19 protein-coding genes and 3 tRNA genes are annotated in these 22,153 nt (G+C 52.4%); 9 read left to right on the plus strand and 13 right to left on the minus strand.

The annotated features are described in order from the left end of the window. The first annotated feature begins 317 nt into the window (after positions 1–317). A complete protein-coding gene (gene gltX / locus QRN24_RS06260) occupies positions 318–1,733 on the plus strand; it encodes a glutamate--tRNA ligase (protein WP_014171074.1) in 1,416 nt (471 codons plus the stop codon). 44 nt (positions 1,734–1,777) lie between these two features. Here gltX and QRN24_RS06265 read toward each other — a convergent pair whose 3' ends face one another. Together QRN24_RS06265 and QRN24_RS06270 are read right to left on the minus strand one after the other, a co-directional pair. After that, positions 1,778–2,170, minus strand: a complete 393-nt coding sequence (locus tag QRN24_RS06265; protein WP_014171073.1) for a YfeC-like transcriptional regulator — start codon at positions 2,168–2,170, stop codon at positions 1,778–1,780. Between the two features lies 1 nt (position 2,171). Then, positions 2,172–2,534 carry a YfeC-like transcriptional regulator gene (locus tag QRN24_RS06270; RefSeq protein WP_032680532.1) on the minus strand — a complete coding sequence of 121 codons (363 nt, stop codon included), beginning with the start codon at positions 2,532–2,534 and terminating at the stop codon, positions 2,172–2,174. 217 nt (positions 2,535–2,751) lie between these two features. Between QRN24_RS06270 and QRN24_RS06275 the strand changes: the two genes are divergently transcribed. The 3 genes from QRN24_RS06275 to QRN24_RS06285 all read left to right on the plus strand — a co-directional run bounded on the left by QRN24_RS06275 (position 2,752) and on the right by QRN24_RS06285 (position 5,349). Continuing rightward, positions 2,752–2,827: transfer RNA gene (locus tag QRN24_RS06275), tRNA-Ala, on the plus strand. Between the two features lie 42 nt (positions 2,828–2,869). Further along, positions 2,870–2,945 (plus strand) — tRNA-Ala (locus QRN24_RS06280). 214 nt (positions 2,946–3,159) lie between these two features. Then, positions 3,160–5,349, plus strand: a complete 2,190-nt coding sequence (locus QRN24_RS06285; protein ID WP_284942510.1) for a sensor domain-containing phosphodiesterase — start codon at positions 3,160–3,162, stop codon at positions 5,347–5,349. Positions 5,350–5,393: 44 nt separating this feature from the next. On the opposite strand, the gene QRN24_RS06290 is transcribed toward QRN24_RS06285, so the two are convergent. Continuing rightward, positions 5,394–6,581, minus strand: a complete 1,188-nt coding sequence (locus QRN24_RS06290; RefSeq protein ID WP_014171069.1) for a NupC/NupG family nucleoside CNT transporter — start codon at positions 6,579–6,581, stop codon at positions 5,394–5,396. A 350-nt stretch (positions 6,582–6,931) separates the two neighbouring features. Between QRN24_RS06290 and QRN24_RS06295 the strand changes: the two genes are divergently transcribed. Next, positions 6,932–8,170 (plus strand): Nramp family divalent metal transporter, encoded by a 1,239-nt coding sequence (locus QRN24_RS06295; RefSeq protein ID WP_163304557.1) that lies wholly within the window; start codon positions 6,932–6,934, stop codon positions 8,168–8,170. A 61-nt stretch (positions 8,171–8,231) separates the two neighbouring features. Here QRN24_RS06295 and QRN24_RS06300 read toward each other — a convergent pair whose 3' ends face one another. Beyond that, positions 8,232–8,579: a DUF2502 domain-containing protein gene (locus QRN24_RS06300; protein ID WP_014171067.1), complete on the minus strand. Its 348-nt coding sequence runs from the start codon at positions 8,577–8,579 to the stop codon at positions 8,232–8,234. Between the two features lie 127 nt (positions 8,580–8,706). Further along, positions 8,707–9,705, minus strand: a complete 999-nt coding sequence (mgrA, locus tag QRN24_RS06305; RefSeq protein WP_014171066.1) for an L-glyceraldehyde 3-phosphate reductase — start codon at positions 9,703–9,705, stop codon at positions 8,707–8,709. Positions 9,706–9,890: 185 nt separating this feature from the next. Here mgrA and ipdC point away from each other — a divergent pair, with 185 nt between their 5' ends. After that, positions 9,891–11,549, plus strand: a complete 1,659-nt coding sequence (gene ipdC / locus QRN24_RS06310; RefSeq protein WP_040018082.1) for an indolepyruvate decarboxylase — start codon at positions 9,891–9,893, stop codon at positions 11,547–11,549. Here the strand turns inward: ipdC and QRN24_RS06315 are convergent, their stop codons facing one another. Next, positions 11,550–12,785: an ion channel protein gene (locus QRN24_RS06315; RefSeq protein WP_020883101.1), complete on the minus strand. Its 1,236-nt coding sequence runs from the start codon at positions 12,783–12,785 to the stop codon at positions 11,550–11,552. 205 nt (positions 12,786–12,990) lie between these two features. On the opposite strand from QRN24_RS06315, the gene glk reads away from it, so the two are divergent. Then, positions 12,991–13,956, plus strand: coding sequence for a glucokinase (glk, locus tag QRN24_RS06320; RefSeq protein ID WP_020883102.1), 966 nt, complete (start codon positions 12,991–12,993; stop codon positions 13,954–13,956). Between the two features lie 32 nt (positions 13,957–13,988). On the opposite strand, the gene QRN24_RS06325 is transcribed toward glk, so the two are convergent. Together QRN24_RS06325 and QRN24_RS06330 are read right to left on the minus strand one after the other, a co-directional pair. After that, positions 13,989–14,720: a LytR/AlgR family response regulator transcription factor gene (locus QRN24_RS06325; RefSeq protein ID WP_284942511.1), complete on the minus strand. Its 732-nt coding sequence runs from the start codon at positions 14,718–14,720 to the stop codon at positions 13,989–13,991. Positions 14,721–14,733: 13 nt separating this feature from the next. Next, complete coding sequence (locus QRN24_RS06330) at positions 14,734–16,431, minus strand: sensor histidine kinase (RefSeq protein WP_284942512.1); 1,698 nt, start codon at positions 16,429–16,431, stop codon at positions 14,734–14,736. Between the two features lie 386 nt (positions 16,432–16,817). On the opposite strand from QRN24_RS06330, the gene alaC reads away from it, so the two are divergent. Next, complete coding sequence (gene alaC, locus QRN24_RS06335) at positions 16,818–18,056, plus strand: alanine transaminase (protein WP_014171059.1); 1,239 nt, start codon at positions 16,818–16,820, stop codon at positions 18,054–18,056. A 52-nt stretch (positions 18,057–18,108) separates the two neighbouring features. On the opposite strand, the gene ypdK is transcribed toward alaC, so the two are convergent. The 3 genes from ypdK to QRN24_RS06350 all read right to left on the minus strand — a co-directional run bounded on the left by ypdK (position 18,109) and on the right by QRN24_RS06350 (position 20,215). Next, the gene (gene ypdK, locus QRN24_RS06340; RefSeq protein WP_099458937.1) at positions 18,109–18,180 is read right to left on the minus strand and encodes a membrane protein YpdK; all 72 of its coding nucleotides are present in this window, start codon (positions 18,178–18,180) and stop codon (positions 18,109–18,111) included. Between the two features lie 354 nt (positions 18,181–18,534). Then, positions 18,535–19,455: a kdo(2)-lipid IV(A) palmitoleoyltransferase gene (gene lpxP, locus QRN24_RS06345; RefSeq protein WP_025203512.1), complete on the minus strand. Its 921-nt coding sequence runs from the start codon at positions 19,453–19,455 to the stop codon at positions 18,535–18,537. Between the two features lie 283 nt (positions 19,456–19,738). Continuing rightward, on the minus strand, positions 19,739–20,215 hold the full coding sequence (locus tag QRN24_RS06350) for a WbuC family cupin fold metalloprotein (protein ID WP_284942514.1): 477 nt from the start codon (positions 20,213–20,215) through the stop codon (positions 19,739–19,741). Positions 20,216–20,388: 173 nt separating this feature from the next. Here QRN24_RS06350 and QRN24_RS06355 point away from each other — a divergent pair, with 173 nt between their 5' ends. Further along, a complete protein-coding gene (locus tag QRN24_RS06355) occupies positions 20,389–21,063 on the plus strand; it encodes an ECs1377 family protein (RefSeq protein WP_284942633.1) in 675 nt (224 codons plus the stop codon). Here QRN24_RS06355 and QRN24_RS06360 read toward each other — a convergent pair. Then, a tRNA-Arg gene (locus QRN24_RS06360) sits at positions 21,023–21,097 on the minus strand. The two genes, QRN24_RS06355 and QRN24_RS06360, sit on opposite strands and share 41 nt — an antisense overlap. 75 nt (positions 21,098–21,172) lie before the next feature. After that, positions 21,173–22,102, minus strand: coding sequence for a formate/nitrite transporter family protein (locus QRN24_RS06365; protein ID WP_020883107.1), 930 nt, complete (start codon positions 22,100–22,102; stop codon positions 21,173–21,175). Positions 22,103–22,153 lie beyond the last annotated feature (51 nt).

Here is a 22,153-nt window from a genome sequence, read left to right on the forward strand (position 1 = left end):
CTCGAACCGCCGACCCCCTCCGTGTAAAGGAGATGCTCTACCAACTGAGCTAATCACCCCCGCTGTGTGGAGTCGCATTATAGGGAGAGTTGAAAATGAGTCAACGCATTTTCTAAAGTTTTTATTCGTTCGTCGTAAAATTAAACAAAACGATCGCGAAACGGGCGATGACGCATGATTTCTAAACAAAAATCGCAAACTCCCTCACGATAAAGGGATCAACATTGAGGAATCCCCCCACAGTGATAGAATATTGCCCATTGTTTTTTTCCCAGGATTTGCCGATTGCCGGCATCTTTATAACGTAAGGCCATTTCATGAAAATCAAAACTCGCTTCGCGCCGAGCCCGACAGGCTATCTGCACGTCGGTGGTGCACGTACCGCTCTCTATTCCTGGCTTTTTGCACGCCACAACAAAGGTGAGTTCGTACTGCGTATTGAAGACACCGATCTCGAGCGCTCCACGCCGGAAGCAATTGAAGCCATTATGGATGGTATGAACTGGCTCAATCTGGAGTGGGACGAAGGCCCGTATTTCCAGACCAAACGTTTTGACCGCTACAACGCCGTGATTGATGAGATGCTGGTCGCGGGTACGGCGTATAAATGCTATTGCTCCAAAGAACGCCTTGATGCGCTGCGTGAAGATCAGATGGCGAAGGGTGAAAAACCGCGTTATGACGGCCGCTGCCGCCATGACCATAGCGAGCATGCTGCTGATGAACCGTGCGTGGTGCGTTTTGCTAACCCGCAGGACGGCTCGGTAATTTTTGACGACCAGATCCGTGGCCCGATCGAATTCAGCAACCAGGAGCTGGACGATCTGATCATCCGCCGCACCGACGGTTCCCCAACCTATAACTTCTGCGTTGTGGTTGACGACTGGGATATGGAAATCACGCATGTTATCCGTGGCGAAGACCATATCAACAACACCCCACGTCAAATCAACATCCTGAAAGCGCTGAACGCCCCTGTTCCGGTCTATGCGCACGTGTCCATGATCAATGGCGACGACGGCAAAAAACTGTCTAAACGCCACGGTGCAGTCAGCGTCATGCAGTATCGCGACGACGGCTATCTGCCGGAAGCGCTTCTGAACTATCTGGTGCGTCTGGGCTGGTCGAGCGGCGATCAGGAGATCTTTAGCCGTGAAGAGATGATCAATCTGTTCTCTCTGGGCGCGGTGAGCAAATCTGCGAGCGCGTTTAACACTGATAAACTGCTCTGGCTGAACCACCACTACATCAATACCATGCAGCCGGAATATGTGGCGACATACCTGCAGTGGCACATCGAGCAGGCAAATATTGATACTCGTACTGGCCCTGAACTGGCGGAACTGGTGAAACTGCTCGGCGAGCGTTGCAAAACGCTGAAAGAGATCGCTGAAAGCTGCCGCTACTTCTATGAAGAGTTTGACGAGTTCGACGCGGACGCGGCGAAGAAGCACCTGCGTCCGGTTGCGCGTCAGCCACTCGAAGTGGTGCGTGACAAACTGGCGGCGATGACTGACTGGACTGCCGAGAATGTGCATCATGCCATTCAGGCGACGGCAGATGAGCTGGAAGTTGGTATGGGCAAAGTGGGTATGCCACTGCGTGTGGCAGTCACCGGTGCGGGTCAGTCTCCGGCACTTGATGTTACCGTTCATGCCATTGGTAAATCACGCAGCGTAGCGCGCATTAACAAGGCGCTGGATTTTATTACTGAGCGCGAAAACCAGCAGTAATAACGCCTGAACCATGAAAAACGGCAGGGAGACCTGCCGTTTTTTTATGCATTAAATTCAGCAATGCCGAGACGTGCAAGAAAGCCGCGTATCCCTTCACGCTTTAGTAAGGCATCCAGACGCTCCTGCTCAAGGTGCGTCATATTCTCCAGCGTCTCGATGATCCCAGGACGCAGAGTCGAGGAGGGGTCACTGTACAACGATGTCACCTCCGCCAGATGGTACACCGCCTGACGGTTACGGACAGCCGGGAGGCTCATGATGTGCTCCTTCACGCGGGCATCAATGTGAATCAGCCGTGCACGTCCGCCTTTCACCCCATTGACGCCCTCGGTTTTCCATCCCTGCTGGCGTATCCAGCGGTTCACCGTTTGCCGTGCAACACCCAAATTTTCTGCCAGCTCTTCGGTGGTCATTTTGCTACGGAATCTTTTCATATCAGTTCTGGTCGCGTATCCCTAAACGTTGCAACAATCCGGTAATCCCTTCCCGCAGTAACAGTGATGTCATCTGCCTTTGCTCTTCCGGCGTCATTTCATTTGCCAGCGTCAGGAGCAGGGAGTGAAGCGAGCCATCATGGCTGGCACTTTCTGGTATCTCAGCCGTTTCACTTGCCCGGCGTGCGCTGCGGATAAACTCACGCACTTTTTCATTAACGTGCACCAGACGCGCTTTGCCGCCCTGGACTCCTGGTTTTGGCGATGTAATCCAACCCTCTTTGCGTACCCATTTATTGATGGTCTGGCGGCTATAGCCAGTGAGCAGGGCTAACTCTTCTGGCGTCATTCGTTCCTTGATCATGCAATTTCCTGAATATTCGTGGGGTTAATTAACGGCTCATTTTATAGCACCGTTTTAGAGGAAAATGTGACAGGCTTAACTCATGACTGCGAGCAGACTCGCAAAGTGATTCATTTGCATGATTTTTCGGCGATTGAACCGCCGTCATTGATTTTGCCGTTGACACTCCGCAGCGGAATTCATATTATGCCGCCCGTCAACATGACAGCTTTACGATGGGGCTATAGCTCAGCTGGGAGAGCGCTTGCATGGCATGCAAGAGGTCAGCGGTTCGATCCCGCTTAGCTCCACCACACTCTGAACCCAACAGAGTGCGGTCAGTAAAGTCAACATGTGGGGCTATAGCTCAGCTGGGAGAGCGCTTGCATGGCATGCAAGAGGTCAGCGGTTCGATCCCGCTTAGCTCCACCAAAATTTGAACCCTCGTCGAAAGACGGGGGTTTTTTTTATGCTTTTGTAAAACTCTTCACCCTAATTTGTTGCTGAAATAGAGGTATTTTTGTACCTCACCTCAATCAAAATCAATAAAGCGGTCTATAAATAGACTTCAACTTGATTCGCGCAATTAATAAACCTATTATCCATCCGGTCAATGATACGAATGGAAAATAGATTATCTAACTTAATGAATAGAAAAACTTACAATAATGTAAAGATATTTATAACTGCCCTGGCACTTTGCCTGGTTGCGGTGCCATTCTCCCGTTATATCTCTCCGCGCGCTGTTGTTAATGGTCATGACGTATATTTAGCATGGCTGCCTTTAAGCGTAATGCTGGCGGTTATTCTAGTATTTGGGCGTCGGGCGGTTATTCCTGTTCTGTTAAGTTTTACTATCACTAATATATTCAGCATTGATTTAGCACCGCTACAATATTCAGTTTTATTGTTCTGTCAGACGTTCTCGGTGTTTGCGGGGTGCGGCATCCTCAGGATCATACTGGGCAAGCGCTGGCGCTACTGCGTGCCGAACAAGCATATTGGGTTACGGATATTTTGGCTCGGCTTTATGGTACCGATAGGCATAAAAGTGTCGATGTACCTGGCAGGCTATTTGTTCCATTTCCCGGTTACTATCTCAACCTTCTTCGGTGAAGGTACCGCAATTTATAACGTAGTCGATATACAAAGTCTGATCTGCGCGGCGTTGATATTTACCATGATGTTCTATTACCCGTTAAGAATGATAATTAATCCACGTTATGCCATCACCTTCTGGCGACGCAGTGTGAAGCCCGTGTTTTTTCAAAAGAAATCGCTATATATATTAGTCTGGCTGATGCTTTTAATCGTCATCCTCGCAATTTTATGTGCTCCTTTTGAGTCACCTATTATTGCGGGCTATTTAATGCCAGTGATTTTTATTCTCTTTACGTTAGGGATCAGTCGCCTGAGCTACGCGCTCATTTCTCTTTTCTGGGCGGCATCCGCACTTCTGCTGTTGACCTATAACTATAATTTCCTCAATGGCGTGGAGTCAGGCCATTCGCTCTCCTTTATTTTGTCTGTCCTTATCTCTTTCGCCATCTGCTTGCTCTACATGTCGCGGATTTATCAGCGCAGCGAGTGGCTGAAGCAGGACTGGCAGGACAGGGCGCTAACCGATCCGCTGACCGGTTTACCGAACATTCGTGCACTGGAAGATTTTCTGCAGGACCACCCTGATGCCAAAGTGTGCTGTCTGCGAATGGACAACCTCGAGTTCTTGAGTCGTCACTACGGCATTCTTATGCGGGTGCATTGCAAACGGATGGTGACCACCTCGCTGCAGCCATTTTTGCAAAAAGATGAGCGGCTTTTCCAGCTCCCGGGCAGCGAACTGGTGCTGGTATTGCTGGGGCCGGGAACCGCTGAGCGCCTGCAGCATATGGTCGATCAGCTGAACAGCCGTAAGATTGTCTGGAACAACACCGGGCTGGATATTGAATTTGGCGCTTCCTGGGGAATGGTTGAAAACGGTGAGAAGTTACACCATTCGCTGGGGCAGCTCAGCTGGCTGGCTGAGCAATCTTGCGGAGCACATAATGTACTGGCGCTCACCAATAGCCTCGAGGTGGCATCAGGACAAACAACCGAGCGGGTTTTGATGTTAGCGCGCATTAAATATGCTCTGGATGCCGGACAATTTCATTTATACGCCCAGCCAATCCAGAAGGCAGATGGTAGCGGGTATTACGAAATACTGACGCGCATGGAAAGCGAGGGCGAGATCATCACCCCAGACCGCTTTATACCCCTGATAGCCCAGTTTAACCTGAGCCACCGCTTCGACATGTGCGTGATGGAAAAATTACTGGTGTGGCTGCGCGATCATCCAGCGACGCATGCCGGAGTGCGTTTTTCTGTCAATCTGATGCCCCTGACGTTGATGCAAAAAGAGGTGGCCATCAAGATTTGCTCGCTCTTTGAACGCTATGGGGTTGCACCACAGGCGGTGGTGATTGAGATCACCGAAGAGCAGGCTTTCTCTAATTCGGGCAGCAGTATCAAAAACATTCAGCAGTTGCGGGACTGCGGTTTCCGGATCGCGATTGATGATTTCGGCACCGGATATGCCAACTACGAACGTCTCAGACGTCTGCAGGCGGACATCATCAAAATTGACGGGTGCTTTGTAAAAGATATCTGTACCGATGATATGGATGCGATGATCGTGCAGTCGATTTGCAACCTGGCGAAGACGAAATCACTGAGTGTGGTGGCCGAGTATGTTGAAACGCCGGAACAGCGGGAGAAGCTGCTTCACTTCGGGGTCGACTATCTGCAGGGTTACCTGATTGGCAAACCCAAACCGCTTAATGAATTACGGACATAAAAAAACCGGGAGCTGAGCTCCCGGTTTTTATTTCGCTGCAGGTGTTACAGTACCAGTGCCGCAATAGAGGCAGACAGTACGCTCACCAGCGTAGAACCGTAAACCAGCTTCAGACCGAAGCGAGAAACCACGTTACCCTGTTCTTCATTCAGACCTTTAATCGCACCGGCGATAATACCGATGGAAGAGAAGTTAGCGAAGGAGACCAGGAACACGGACAGGATGCCTTCCGCGCGTGGAGAGAGCGTGCTGGCAATTTTCTGCAGATCCATCATCGCAACGAATTCGTTAGAGACCAGTTTGGTCGCCATGATACTGCCTACCTGCAGCGCTTCATGTGCAGGAACACCCATCACCCAGGCAACCGGGTAGAAAATGTAGCCCAGAATGCCCTGGAAGGAGATACCCAGAACCGCTGCGAACAGGGCGTTCAGAGCAGAAATCAGGGCAATAAAGCCGATCAGCATCGCCGCAACGATAATCGCCACTTTGAAACCAGCCAGAATGTACTCACCCAGCATTTCGAAGAAGCTCTGACCTTCATGCAGATTTGCCATCTGCAGGTTCTCTTCGCCTTCGTCAACACGGTACGGGTTGATCAGAGAGAGAACGATAAAGGTACTGAACATGTTCAAGACCAGCGCGGCAACCACGTATTTAGGTTCCAGCATCGTCATATACGCACCCACGATAGACATGGAGACGGTAGACATTGCGGTGGCTGCCATGGTGTACATGCGGTTGCGGGACATCTTACCGAGGATGTCTTTATAGGCGATGAAGTTCTCAGACTGACCCAGGATCAGGGAGCTGACGGCGTTGAACGATTCCAGTTTACCCATGCCGTTAACTTTGGAGAGTACGGTACCAATGGCGCGGATGACGACAGGCAGCACACGAATGTGTTGCAGAATACCGATCAGCGCAGAGATGAAGACGATAGGGCACAGTACCTTCAGGAAGAAGAACGCCAGACCTTCGTCGTTCATTTTACCGAAGACAAAGTTCGTCCCTTCGTTGGCGAATCCGAGCAGTTTTTCGAACATTTCGGAGAAGCCTTTTACGAAGCCAAGCCCCACGTTGGAGTTCAGGAAGAACCACGCGAGCAAAACTTCAATAACGAGAAGCTGAACAACAAAGCGGATGCGGATTTTTTTACGGTCATGGCTGACCAGTAACGCAAGCGCAGTAACGACAACGAGTGCCAGGACAAAATGAAGGACGCGGTCCATATTTGCTCCAAATATGAGGCAGGTTTAATTTTCGTGCACATTCTATGTAACAAGCGAAAAGAAAACGAGATCAAGGACACACTATAGTTACATCCTGTGACGAGTCTCAAAATTAGTGATCCACAATACATTTTTGTTATGTTAGGTAAATGAGTGAAAAGTTAAGTTTGTGTGCTAGTCTTCACAAAAGCGTGCGCGATTGCAGGTTTTGTTAGATCGCCCCACCTTACCCGCCCGTCTATTGTTCAAAGCTATCAGAGAAATCACTATAAACTCACTAAATGATCTTGATAATCATTCTCATTTTGATAGCATTAAACATAGCAAAGGCTATATTTCCAGAGGCAGAAATGACAAACAGTCGCGTAGAGGGTAGCAGTGGCAGAGCAGCGCGCAAGTTGCGGTTCGCGTTAATGGGACCTGCGTTCATTGCTGCCATCGGCTATATCGATCCAGGTAACTTTGCGACCAATATTCAGGCCGGGGCCAGCTTCGGCTATAAGCTGCTCTGGGTGGTCGTGTGGGCTAACCTGATGGCCATGTTGATTCAGATGCTGTCCGCGAAGCTGGGGATTGCCACGGGCAAAAACCTGGCTGAACAAATTCGCGATCACTATCCGCGTCCGGCGGTATGGCTTTACTGGGTTCAGGCGGAAATTATCGCCATGGCAACCGACCTCGCCGAATTCATCGGGGCCGCGATTGGTTTTAAATTGATCCTCGGCGTCTCGCTGCTTCAGGGCGCGGTGCTCACCGGGATTGCCACTTTCCTGATCCTGATGCTGCAGCGTCGCGGTCAAAAACCGCTGGAAAAAGTTATCGGTGGGCTGCTGCTGTTTGTGGCGGCGGCCTATATCGTCGAGCTGATTTTCTCTCAGCCGAATCTGGCACAGCTCAGCAAAGGGATGATTATCCCGAGCCTGCCAACCTCTGAAGCGGTATTCCTGGCCGCCGGTGTGCTGGGCGCAACCATCATGCCGCATGTCATTTACCTGCATTCCTCGCTGACTCAGCACCTGCACGGCGGGACGCGCAAAGAGCGTTACTCTGCGACGAAATGGGATGTGGCGATCGCCATGACCATTGCCGGTTTTGTGAACCTGGCGATGATGGCGACCGCTGCCGCCGCTTTCCATTTTAACGGTCACACCGGTATTGCCGATCTCGACCAGGCATACCTTACGCTGGAGCCGTTACTGAGCCACGCTGCTGCCACGATATTCGGGCTGAGCCTGGTGGCGGCCGGTCTCTCGTCAACGGTTGTGGGGACGCTGGCAGGGCAGGTGGTGATGCAGGGCTTTGTCCGTTTCCACATTCCGCTTTGGGTTCGTCGCTCCGTGACTATGCTGCCCTCCTTTGTTGTGATTCTGATGGGGCTGGATCCCACGAGAATTCTGGTCATGAGCCAGGTACTGCTGAGTTTTGGTATCGCGCTTGCACTGGTGCCGCTGCTGATCTTTACCAGTGACAAAAGCCTGATGGGCGAACTGGTGAACAGCGCGCTGGTGAAACGAACCGGTTGGGTCATTGTGGCGGTAGTGGTGTCGTTGAACCTGTGGCTCCTGGTCGGCACTGCTCTGGGGTTATAGCATCGCGTTGAACCAAAGAAAAAGGAGCCGGGAGGCTCCTTTTTGCATTACTGATGACGCATTAGTGATGATGGCCGTGACCACCGTGTCCTCTGCCACCGTGACCCCAGCCACCGCGGCGGTCGTCACGATCGTTCCAGCCTTCACGGTAACCACGCTCATAGGCGTTGTTTTTGTACCAGCCGCGATGCAGGCCATTATCATGTCTGCGCCAGCGGTCGCCACGCCACTCATAGTGACGGTTCCAGTAATCACGGTCGCGCCAGTAGCCACCGTCCCAGTATCTGCCGTAGTCGTCACGATCGCCAATTTGTAATTTAACTGATGGCAACAGGGTGATTTCGCCCGCAGTGGCGATCAGCGGGGCCGAAGCCAGTAATACCGCTGCAAGAATCAGTGACCTGAACATACTCTTTCTCCTTCACGATCGGGGCCTTTGTGGGGCCTGTTAACGCAATATTACGAGTTGGTAAAGGCTCGTTTCATCGCCTCAACTCCTAATTCATGAATGAGAGCACTTTTTGCTAAAAGTGATTTTATTTTGAGCTGTTCAGGATCCCATCAATGATTGCCAGTTCTTCCGCCGAGAAATGGCGGTTTTCCAGCATTGCCACGGCATCGTCAATCTGGGCAGTTTTACTGGCCCCAATCAGCACTGACGTTACCGACTCGTGGCGTAAAATCCACGCCAGCGCCATCTGTGACAGTTTCTGGCCGCGGTTTTCCGCCAGCGCGTTCAGTTGACGAACCTTCTCCAGCTTCTCTTCGGTGATCTGATCGGGGTTAAGGAACTTACTGCCGCTTGCCGCACGCGAGTCTGCAGGAATACCGTTCAGGTAGCGGTTAGTCAGCTGTCCCCCTGCCAGCGGCGAGAAGGGAATGCAGCCGACGCCTTTTTCCTGCAGCACGTCCAGCAGGCCTTCCTCTGGCGCACGTTCAAACATCGAATATTTCGGCTGGTGGATCAGACACGGCGTCCCAAGGTCGTTCAGGATATCGATAGCCTTACGGGCCTGTTCTGCAGGGTAATTTGATAACCCGACGTAAAGGGCTTTTCCCTGGCGCACCACATGGTCAAGCGCTTTCATGGTTTCCAGCAGTGGCGTTTGTGGGTCAGGACGGTGATGATAAAAGATATCCACATATTCCAGCCCCATACGCTTCAGGCTTTGATCCAGGCTGGCAACCAGATATTTGCGTGACCCCCAGTCGCCGTAGGGGCCATCCCACATGGTATAACCCGCTTTGGTCGAGATGATCAGCTCGTCGCGCCATGGCAGGAAATCTTCCTGCAAAATGCGACCGAAGTTACGTTCGGCTGAGCCGGGAGGAGGACCGTAATTATTGGCAAGGTCGAAATGCGTAATACCCAGATCGAACGCGCGTTGTAAAAGTTGACGGCTGTTTTCGACAAGCGTGGCGTCGCCAAAATTGTGCCACAACCCGAGTGAGATGGCGGGCAACCTGAGTCCGCTTTGCCCGCAGCGGCGATACTGCATTGTCTGATAACGATTTTTGTCCGGCTGGTAACTCATTCTGATGCCCTCTGGTGCTGAAAGGAAAAATCAGTGTATACGTTTACATTAACGTGAAAAAAAAAGAGCATAGCGCAGCCTTTTTTGTAAAGCATTCTTTCCATGCCCTTCTTACGACCAATTCTGGACAGCCATCACGCTTCTTTAATACTCAAAGTGAGGTCAACGTCAGAAGGACACCTGTTATGCGAACCCCATACTGCGTCGCCGATTACCTGCTGGACCGTCTTACAGATTGTGGTGCCGATCATCTGTTTGGCGTGCCGGGCGACTATAACCTGCAGTTTCTCGACCACGTAATAGACAGCCCGGATATTTGTTGGGTGGGCTGTGCCAATGAGCTGAACGCATCCTATGCCGCTGACGGATACGCCCGATGTAAGGGCTTTGCCGCGCTGCTGACCACATTCGGCGTTGGGGAGTTAAGTGCCATGAACGGCATTGCCGGCAGCTATGCCGAGCATGTCCCGGTTTTACATATTGTGGGGGCGCCGGGTACGGCGGCACAGCAAAGGGGAGAGTTGCTGCATCATACGTTGGGGGATGGGGAGTTCCGTCACTTTTATCATATGAGCGAGCCGATCACCGTCGCACAGGCGGTCCTTACCGAACAAAATGCCTGTTATGAAATCGACCGTGTGCTGACAACCATGCTTCGGGAACGTCGCCCCGGTTATCTGATGTTACCCGCCGATGTGGCAAAAAAAGCCGCCACGCCGCCTGTAAACGCTCTCACTCATAAGCAGGCTCATGCCGATAGCGCCTGCCTGAAAGCGTTCCGGGATGCTGCTGAGAACAAACTGGCGATGAGCAAACGTACCGCGCTGCTGGCTGACTTCCTTGTTCTGCGCCATGGCCTGAAGCATGCGCTACAGAAGTGGGTGAAAGAGGTACCGATGGCGCATGCCACCATGCTGATGGGGAAAGGGATATTCGACGAGCGTCAGGCGGGTTTTTACGGTACATACAGTGGTTCAGCCAGCACCGGTGCGGTAAAAGAGGCGATTGAAGGGGCTGACACGGTATTGTGTGTTGGCACGCGTTTTACCGATACCCTGACGGCCGGGTTCACGCACCAGCTTACCCCGGCGCAAACCATTGAAGTCCAGCCGCATGCCGCACGCGTCGGGGATGTCTGGTTTACCGGCATCCCAATGAACCAGGCGATTGAGACGCTGGTCGAACTCTGCAAACAGCACGTGCATGCTGGCCTTATGTCGTCATCATCCGGCGCAATACCGTTCCCGCAGCCGGACGGTTCGCTTACCCAGGAGAATTTCTGGAGAACGTTGCAAACCTTTATTCGCCCGGGGGACATTATCCTTGCCGACCAGGGAACATCGGCCTTCGGCGCGATTGATCTGCGTTTACCGGCTGATGTTAACTTTATCGTCCAGCCGCTGTGGGGCTCGATTGGTTACACGCTGGCGGCGGCGTTTGGTGCACAAACCGCATGCCCGAACCGGCGCGTGATTGTGCTGACGGGGGATGGCGCGGCCCAGCTCACCATTCAGGAACTAGGCTCGATGCTGCGTGATAAACAGCACCCCATTATTCTGGTGCTCAACAACGAAGGTTACACGGTTGAGAGGGCTATCCACGGGGCGGAGCAGCGGTATAACGACATTGCTTTGTGGAACTGGACGCACATTCCGCAGGCGTTGAGCCTCGATCCTCAGTCTGAGTGCTGGCGGGTCAGTGAAGCGGAACAGCTGGCGGACGTACTTGAAAAAGTGGCGCACCACGAGCGGCTCTCGTTGATTGAGGTGATGCTCCCGAAAGCGGATATCCCGCCGCTGCTCGGGGCGCTTACCAAGGCTCTGGAAGCGCGTAATAACGCCTGATTACTTGTCGTTTCGCCAGGCCATCATCATCGGTTTGCCCGCCAGCAGGAGCCAGGCGGGCAACATCACGATACAGAGCAGGGGGAAGAGCGTTGAATCCGGCACCACTACCGCCGCCATAAACAGGCTCAGCCACGCATCGCGCGTCACCACCAGCACCAGCCCCAGAATTGAGCAAGAGACCGTTATCGCTGCCGGCACCGCATCCACATGTTCATGCAGCATCAGCCCCAACGCCACGCCGATAAACACCGCCGGGAAGATACGCCCACCGCGGAACCCACATGCTGCAGCTACCACCAGCGCCGCCAGTTTAACCAGCGCAAACAGCAGGTAATCAGACACGCTGAACACCTGGCTGAAAGCCAACTGCTGCATTTCATCAAGGCCTTTAAACAGCGTTACCGTTCCGCCGATAGCCCCTAATACGCCCAGCATCAGACCACCCGCCCCCAGAATCAGCACCGGGTGCTTCAGCCGGTGCATCAGACGGTGCAGGCGCGGAAGGCACCATACCGCAATCATCCCGAGTGCAATGGCGATCGCGACGACGATGGCACCGCTGAAAATATCGGCAATATGCATCTGGCCGTAGTGGGGCAGAGAGAGTGAGAAATGAGGATGGAAAAACAGACTGGTCGTGAGCGCACCAGCCGCAGCGGCCATCAGCGGCGCAAAGAGTTTATCCCAGAGCGGGACGTCGTTATTGCTGGTAAGCGTCTGAGAAAAAATAAGGGCGGCGGCAACGGGCGTGCCGAAAAGCGCCCCGATGGTGCCTGCAGAGGCGAGGATGGTCCAGTCCAGCGCACCGACACGGGGTAAAATGCGCGAACCGAGAAAGACCGCCATACCAATGTTTACCGCCATGATGGGGTGTTCAGGACCCAGGCTGACACCGCCCGCCAGACCCAGGATCAACGCGATAATCAGCCCCGGCAGCGCCGAGGGGGGAACGGGCGCACCGATCAGTGGTTCAAGCGCCGGATCCGGCCCGGCGTGCCCGGGGCTAAAGCGGATCACCAGACCCACCGCAACGCCGGTGAGCGTCAGCATCAACATGATCCATCCCGGCGAATCCACGCTGACGCCCAGTTGTGCAGGAAGCGCCGTCCATAACATCGCCTGCAACACCGACGCGACTTTCATCACGACAATGAGCACCAGACTTGAGGCAACGCCAATGATCAGCGCCGGTATTGCCAGTAAGAGCATGGTTCTGGCTCGCGGATGGAGCATGATGATTTCCTTGTACAAAACGCTATTACGTTACTTTGCACAATCAGCTTTATGGCAATAGTGCAAAAGGTGCTGAAACGGTAAAGTTATTCTGTGACGAAGATCGATAATCCACGGGCATTCACCTTCCGGTCGTTGTTGTTATCACGCCTTGAACTTACAGTGTCCCAAAGATTTATTCTGACTTTAGCGGAGCAGTAGAAGAATGACAAAGTATGCTTTGGTAGGCGATGTGGGCGGCACGAATGCTCGCCTTGCCCTATGCGATGTAAATAGCGGTGAAATTTCCCGGGCGAAAACCTATTCAGGGCTGGATTATCCAAGTCTTGAGGCCGTTGTTCGGGTCTATCTTGAAGAGCAACAGGTGAGCATCGAAGACGGATGTATCGCCATTGCCTGCCCGATTACCGGTGACTGGGTGGCGATGACCAACCATGTCTGGGCATTTTCCATCGCTGAGATGAAAAAAAACCTTGGTTTTGCGCATCTTGAAATCATCAATGACTTTACTGCCGTGTCCATGGCGATCCCGATGCTGAAGCCAGAGCATCTGATTCAATTTGGCGGTACAGCGCCAGTAGAAGGTAAGCCGATTGCGGTCTACGGTGCCGGTACCGGTCTTGGCGTTTCACATCTGGTCCACGTCGACCAGCGCTGGGTAAGCCTGCCGGGTGAGGGCGGTCACGTGGACTTTGCGCCCAACAGCGAAGAAGAGGGCATTATCCTCGAAGAGCTGCGCGCTGAAATCGGCCATGTCTCCGCCGAGCGCGTGCTTTCCGGTCCGGGTCTGGTGAATCTGTACCGGGCGATTGTAAAATCAGACGGCCGTCTGCCGGAGAATCTGCAGCCAAAAGATGTGACCGAGCGCGCGCTGGCGGACAGCTGCATCGACTGTCGCCGTGCGCTGTCGCTGTTCTGTGTGATCATGGGACGGTTTGGCGGCAACCTGGCGCTGACGCTGGGCACCTTCGGGGGAGTCTATATCGCGGGCGGGATCGTACCGCGTTTCCTCGACTTCTTTACAGCCTCAGGCTTCCGCGGTGCGTTTGAAGACAAAGGTCGCTTCAGAAGCTATGTGCAGGACATCCCTGTGTACCTGATTGTGCACGATAATCCAGGCCTGCTTGGCTCGGGCGCGCACCTGCGTCAGGTACTGGGTCAAATCCTCTGACGACTATCCCTCTCCTGCGGGAGAGGGGATTTTTACAGATGCATCAGCTGGCGGAACTCTTTCACCTTGCTGCGACTCACCGGGACCTGAAAATCAAGATCCTTCAGACGCAAAATATAGGTGTTGTTAAACCACGGTTCGATCTCGCGGATCTTGTTTAGATTGACGCAAAACGAACGGTGACAGCGGAAAAAGTGCGCCGCCGGCAGTTTGTTGCAAAACTCGGTGATGTTCATTGCCATCACGTACGATTCACGCCGTGTATAGACAAACGTCATCTTCTCGTGCGCTTCGGCATAGTAGATATCGTCGATAGGCGTCACGATGATGCGTTCATCCTTGACCAGGTTTATGGTGTCGTTTTCACGTATCGCCGGGCTTGCGTTAGCAGGCGTGGTCTGTTGTTGCCATGCGGCTTCCAGCTTTCGCAGCATGCTGACAATACGCGATTCCTGGTAAGGCTTCAGAATATAGTCAAACGCTTCCAGTTCGAAGGCTTCTACAGCGTGCTCTTTCCAGGCGGTGACGAAAACAATAAACGGCTTATGAGCAAACTGATTAATATTTTGCGCCAGTAATACACCGTCCAGTGATGGAATGTTGATATCCAGAAAAATGGCGTCGACCCGGTTATGCTGCAAGAACTTGAGCACGTCCAGACCATCCTCAAAGGTACCCACAATCTCCATCTGGCTGTGCGTTTTGATAAGCCAGCTCAGCTCCTGTTGAGCCAGAATTTCATCTTCCACGATGATGACTTTCATTGATTACTCCGGCCTATGGCAACAGTGATGTCGCCGCATGAACGGGGGAGCGTTCATTCGGGACGTAAAAAGCAATTTCGGTGCCGGGTTCGAGACGGTGAATGTGCAGTCCGTCGCCGAACAACAGCTTGACCCGATGGTGCACGTTCAGCAGTCCAATTTTATTGCCCGGCATTTCGTTAGACTCCACGCGCTCAATGACTTTTGGATCAATACCGTGGCCGGTATCGCGCACGGCAATGCGCACGCGGTTACCGCTTTCGGTTACGCTGATGGTGACCACGCCTTTACCTTTACACGGCTGAATGCCGTGAACAATCGCGTTTTCCACCAGCGGCTGGATCAGCAGGCTTGGGATCACACAGTTGACCTCTTCATCGATATCGTAAATCACCGTGAGCTTGTCACCAAAACGGGCCTGCTCAATCGCGATATAGTCCTTGATCTGATACAGCTCTTTTTTGATGTCGATCTGCTCGTCATCGTTCAGTTCAATGTTGTAGCGCAGGTAGCGCGACAGATTGAATATAAGCTGACGCGCGGTGTCCGGATTCATCCGGATGGAGGACGAGATGGCGTTCAGCGCGTTAAACAGAAAATGAGGATTGATTTTGCTCTGAAGCGCGCGCAGTTCTGCCTTATTTGCCATCTCGCGCAGCTGTTCTGCACGGGAAACTTCCAGCTGGGTAGAGATAATTTGCGACAGGCCGATGGCCATCTCCTGAAGCGTGGAGGTGATCTGGTGCGCGTGGCAGTAGTAGATTTTTAGCGTGCCCGTTACCACTCCTTTTTCCCACAGCGGAATCACCAGCATGGAGTGGATTTCCGGCGTTCGGTGAGCTTCATCATTGTTCTTAATGATGATTTTACCGTAGTGGATCGCCTGTCGGGTGGTGGGGCTAATGGTATCGTCATTATCGCGGTAATTGTGTTCCCCGACGCCGACATAAGCCAGTACGTGGTCGTTATTGGTAATGGCGACCGCATCGGCATGAATATCGCGGCGGATAATATCGCAGACCTGACGTAATGACTCCGCGTTCACATGGCGGAAGAGTGGCAGCGTTTTGTTGGCGATATCCAGCGCAAGCTTGGCCTGACGCGCGGCACTGGCCTCTTTTTCTCCCTCAACGCTTTGTACCAGCAGCACGATAAAACCGATGCAGACGCTGCCGAGGATCATGGGAATACCGATTTTCGAAACGATATCCAGCCCCAGTGCGATAGTGGGGGCCCACACCACCACCAGGATCATGGTCAGCGTTTCGCACACCATGCCGGCGATGATCCCGGCGCGCCAGCGCTGCTTTTTCGGGATCTTGCGGTTAATCCATCCTGACAGTATCCCGGCAATAATACTGGTAATAAAACAGGGAATTGCCGTCACGCCACCGATATCAATCAGGTAACGGTGCGTACCGGCAATCAGTCCGGTGATGACGCCGACCCACGGGCCAAACAAAATCCCGCCGGACATGACGGCAATGATACGCACGTTAACCAGCGATCCCTCGACCGGCACGCCGGACCAGGTGCTGAACAACGCGAACAGCGAGAAGATCGCGGTGACGGCCAGCAGCTCTTTTGGCGAGTGCGCAGACTTGTGCAAAAGCTCGCGGAACAGGCGAATGCGGATGAGGAAAAACAGGCAAATCAGCATTAATGCCGCACGGTCAAAAACTGCCAGCAGCATATTGAATATTTCGTGCACGAGTAGACCAGGGAAAACGGGAAAGAACCATGATAAAAAACCTGGCGCGTATTGACCAGCTATCCGTCAGGTTTATCAAATGGGGAAAACCCCTGTTTTGCAAAGGGGATTGTCAGGAGAGGGCTGAAGTCTCCCGATTTTTTTGTGATAACGCCTGAGCAGGTAACGGTTTTGATATCATCGTGTTACACAACAGATATCAGAAAGAGGCTGTCACTTCGGACGCTTCCGCTTTTCAATGCAGCAGGGTTCCGATTTTAGCGCGCACTCTTTTTTTTCATTTCCCTCTCGACAGCATGATTTTTTTCAGGTTATTTTCTAAACATGCCACATCGGTGGCAGCGTCGCTCGGACGGTCCGGGCGCTAACGTTAATCTGAGGAATCTATGGCTGAATTCAGTCCTGAACGCCGTTTTACGCGTATCGATCGTCTCCCCCCTTATGTATTCAACATCACTGCTGAACTGAAAATGGCTGCGCGTCGGCGCGGCGAAGACATTATTGATTTCAGCATGGGTAACCCTGACGGCCCAACACCGCCGCATATTGTTGAGAAGTTATGTACGGTTGCTCAGCGTCCGGATACGCACGGCTACTCCACCTCTCGCGGTATTCCTCGATTACGTCGTGCAATTTCTCGCTGGTATCAGGATCGCTACCAGGTCGATATCGACCCTGAAAGCGAGGCGATTGTCACCATCGGCTCAAAAGAGGGTCTGGCGCACCTGATGCTGGCGACTCTGGATCATGGTGATACCGTACTGGTGCCCAATCCGAGCTACCCGATTCACATCTATGGCGCAGTGATTGCCGGAGCGCAGGTTCGCTCCGTACCACTTGTGGAAGGGGTCGATTTCTTTAACGAACTGGAACGTGCGATTCGCGAAAGCTATCCGAAACCTAAGATGATGATCCTCGGTTTTCCGTCGAACCCGACGGCGCAGTGCGTAGAGCTCGATTTCTTTGAAAAAGTGGTCGCTCTGGCTAAACGTTACGACGTGCTGGTGGTGCATGATTTAGCCTATGCCGATATTGTCTATGACGGCTGGAAAGCCCCTTCGATTATGCAGGTTCCTGGCGCACGCGATGTGGCGGTTGAGTTCTTTACGCTGTCGAAAAGCTACAACATGGCTGGCTGGCGCATCGGCTTTATGGTGGGCAACAAGACGCTGGTGAATGCCCTGGCGCGCATCAAGAGTTATCACGACTACGGTACCTTTACCCCGCTTCAGGTCGCGGCTATTGCAGCACTTGAAGGCGATCAGCAGTGTGTGCATGAGATTGCTGCGCAGTATAAGCGTCGCCGTGATGTGCTGGTCAAAGGGTTGCATGAAGCGGGCTGGATGGTGGACATGCCGAAAGCGTCCATGTACGTCTGGGCTAAAATTCCGGAGCCGTATGCGGCAATGGGATCGCTGGAGTTTGCCAAAAAGCTGCTGCAGGACGCGAAGGTATGTGTCTCGCCGGGCATTGGCTTTGGTGATTATGGCGACACCCATGTGCGATTCGCTCTGATTGAAAACAGTGACCGCATCCGCCAGGCGGTGAGGGGCATCAAGAGTATGTTCCGCGCCGACGGACTTCTCTCATCGAAAAGCGTCACCGAACCTCACGCGTCATCATGACATAAAAAAACAGGAGCCATCGGCTCCTGTTTTTTTGACTGCATGTTCTTCACTAGATCATCAGGGCAAACGTTCCGGCCCAGACTAAAACAATCACCGAAATGCCCATAAAGAAATATTTCACGTTTCATCGCTCCGCGTATCTTGTGGTACGCATTTAAAAACAGAGTCCACCTGATTATAGAGAGCTGAAGTTGGCTTATAGCGGAAATAAGATTTTTCCCGTAATACCGCCGACTCCCGCTCAGAATTCTGTGCTTTCCTGTTGCCAGACGGCGCTAATGTACGCCTAAAAATGGGGGGTGACAAGAGGGATTTTTTTAAATAATTTCCGTTACTTACGGGTGTCGTGGAACGGCGACAGTTTGATTTCAGAACGCAATAAATTCACTTTGAGCGACGCAAAGAAAGACAGTACACAGCGTGATTACAGGTCATTGAAAAGGTTAGTTTCTTAACGAAACTAACCTTCTGGAATTTAGATATACAGCGAGGCTTCGCCAAGAGGGCGTGTTTTGAATCGGCGATGCATCCAGAGATATTGCTCGGGCGCACGCATGATTTCCATTTCGATAACTTTATTGATGAACGTAGCGGCTTCGCCTTCGTTTTCCGGATAGTTAGCCATCTCAGGGGAGATATGCAGGCGATAGCCTGATTTATCCGCTTTTCTGACCATCGTGACGGTCAACATGGATGCACCGGAAAGACGTGAAATCACAAAGGTACCATTGGTCGTGGCGACATCTTTCACCGCAAAGAACGGAGCGAAGCTACTGCCTTTACGCCCATAATCCTGGTCCGGTGCGAACCAGACGGCCTCACCTTTTTTCAGTGCGCCAACCATGCCGCGCAGGTTGTTACGGCTGATCATCGCCTTATTCGAGCGCATACGACCACGTGTCTGCACCCATTCCATCACGGCGCTGTTGTGCGGACGGTAGGTTGCCATCATCGGCTGGCAAAGCCCCATGACGCGCCCCCCCAGTTCCAGAGACATAAAGTGAACGCCGACCACCATCACGCCGCGGTTTTGCAACTGGGCACGTTTCAGGTTATCCAGGCCTTCCACATCAAACCATTTACGAACACGTTCATCAGACCAGAACCATGCCATACCGGTTTCAAGCAGAGCCATGCCGATAGATTTAAAGTTTTCAGCAATCAGTTTTTCGCGCTGTTCCGCATTGTACTGTGGAAAGCAAAGTTCGAGATTTTTACGCGCAATAGACTCACGACGTTTAAGGAAGTGGCGCGATGCGCTGCCAAGCCTGGAGCCCAGAATGCGGATTACGGGATAAGGAAGCTGAACCAGTAACCAGAGCACGCCAAGACCAAACCATGTGAACCAGTAACGCGGGTGCAGAAATGCGCGTTTGAATTTGGATTGTGACAAAATAATGGGAACCTATATAAAGTCGGTGAAAGTCACGCATTGCGTAACCACGTACCTGTTAGACCGTAGTACAAGGTCATGGTTGCAGGCTTTACCGATCTTTACGGCGTTGCCTGGCCATTGCTGACGTTGGGTGGGCGGTATAATGTAGCACCCTTTATACGGTATGTGCTATTACTCGTTCTTGATTAAAAAAGCGGCAATTCGAAAGGTCTTTGATTTTTCTGTTTTTATAAACCAGAACAGATGCGCGACGGCATCTGTTTGGATATTTTGAAAGCAGTCGTTATGCTTTCCAGGCCGCATCGCCAGGCTGTACCTGTTTATACCATGCCATCAGCGCGGCTGTACCGGGCTCTCCCTCGGCGGGGGCCCAGGTAACGAAATCCTCATCAGCCACCGGTTGATAGCCACCGTGTTTAACTTCAAAAATAACGCCGCCGTGATCCAGTGACAGCACGGCATGCCAGGTTCCTGCCTCCATCTCCAGCGCTATACACGCTTCACCTAATACGACGCGACGGGTGACGACGCCCTGGTCGTCAAAATTCAGCACGACAAAACGCCCGCGAAGGGGAAGTAACAGCTCAAAGGTATGCGGATGACGATGAGGGCGAACATAGGTGCCAGGTTCCATCGCGATGGCCAGCCGCTGAACCGGGTCGCTCAGTTCAGGATGAAAGTTACGATGTGCGCGTAAACGCGGGGCGTTAGCCGCCGCTTCACTTTGTTGCTTCAAATCGGAGAGCGTGATTTGTTTCATGGTGGTTGCCTAAAGAGAAGAGGGCCTGTGGAGTAAAGCAGTGGAATTGTAATACGGAATACCATAACCCGTATAAATGAGGGTTCAATCACTGCACATCACCTCTGGAGCATAATAACCTGTGCTGCTAAATTCTCTTGAGCGGCTAAAACGTGACTGACAGGGAAAAGCGGGTGACAGAGCAAATCGATTATCAGATTGAAAAATACAGATTTACCGAGGCGAATGAACCTCCGCGTCTTACCCGTCAGTGGGCCGACGTTTTAAACGAGTGCAAGGCGATCCAGGCCGGGGCCGAGGCGCGTCTGCGTATTGCCCTGACCAATGTCGATTACGTTACCAGCTTTGAGCTGCCTTTCCGCCTGCTGCTCGTGCGGACACCTCAGTTAATTGCCGGGTTGCGTGATGAACTGCAGCTCAGCCAGAAGAATGCCATTTTTAACGGGAAACGGTTTGGCTGTGTCTGGAGCGTGAAGTCCGATTTGAGCGATGTACCTGACGTTTTTCAATATCATCTGTCCACACGTATACGGCGAACGGAAGCGACACAATTGACCGCGGAACCTTTTTTGCAGATAGCCAAAGAAATTAAGCCCCCCACGGAACGTCTGAAGCGTGCTCTGTTAAGTGGTCTGGAGGTAACCGCACTCGATGCGCTGTTCTGGTTTGGGATCCAGCGGATTGCTGCTGAGGTGTCGCGTCTGAGAAAGGCCGGAATGAGAATTACCACAGCGGAAAAACAGGTATTTGATAATCTTACCGGAACGACTCGCCTTGTGCCGGTGTATCGGCGCGCCGATGAGAGCATGGTGTCCCCTGCAGGAATCGAACCTGCAACTAGCCCTTAGGAGGGGCTCGTTATATCCATTTAACTAAGGGGACAAGGCGGCACGAGTATAGCCTCATTTACACTTTGCGTTAAGCTCATCGCCGCCTGACTGCTCAAAGAGTCACCATTCAGGTCGATTTTTTTGCAGATTTATCATCGTTTTCCCGCGCTTTCTGTTCGGCCTTGCGCTTATTAGACATGTCGTTACGGATTTGCGCATGGCTTAACAGTGCGAAGATAAACGTTCCGCCGCAGATATTGCCTGCCAGCGTCGGCAGGGCGAACGGCCAGAAAAAATCGCTCCAGTGAAGCGTACCATTAAAGACCAGATAGAGGATTTCAACGGTTCCGACCACGATGTGCGTGGTGTCAGCCAGCGCTATCAGCCAGGTCATTAATATGATCACGACAATTTTGGCGCTGCCCGCGGAAGGAAACATCCACACCATGGTCGCGATTATCCAGCCGGAGATAATGGCATTCGAGAACATTTCGAACGGCGTGTTTTTCATTACGTCCATACCGATTTTCACGAAGGCATCCCGGGTGGGCTCATCGAATATCGGCATATATTCAAATGCCCATGCCGCCACGCCTGTACCGATGATATTCCCCAGCAGCACCACGCTCCATAAACGCATCAGTAAACCGAAATTACCGAGGGTAGGGTTTTGCATCACCGGGAGAACGGCAGTAACGGTGTTTTCAGTAAACAGCTGCTGGCGCGCCATAATGACAATCACAAAGCCAAAGGTGTAGCCGAGATTTTCAAGTAAAAATCCACCGGGTACCCCTTCCAGTTGCACATGAAATATGCCCTTGGCGAGGAGTGAGGCGCCCATCGACAAGCCTGCCGCGATGGCCGACCAAAACAGAGCCATGGCATCACGCTCCATCTCTTTTTCGCCATCCTGTCGGATATGTTCATGGATCGCCATCGCACGGGAAGGAAGGCGATCTTCATTGATTTCTATCTCCTCACCGCGCTCTTTTTCCTCGCTTTCAATTTCAATTTCCTCATTACTCTCGCCAATTTTTTCTTCGCCCACTTCTTTCATAGCCACTCCAACACGATGATCTTTCTATAAAGCGTAGCGGCTTTTAATGAA

The sequence above is a fragment of the Enterobacter sp. MEB024 genome (assembly GCF_030209635.1).
GTDB lineage: Bacteria > Pseudomonadota > Gammaproteobacteria > Enterobacterales > Enterobacteriaceae > Enterobacter > Enterobacter ludwigii.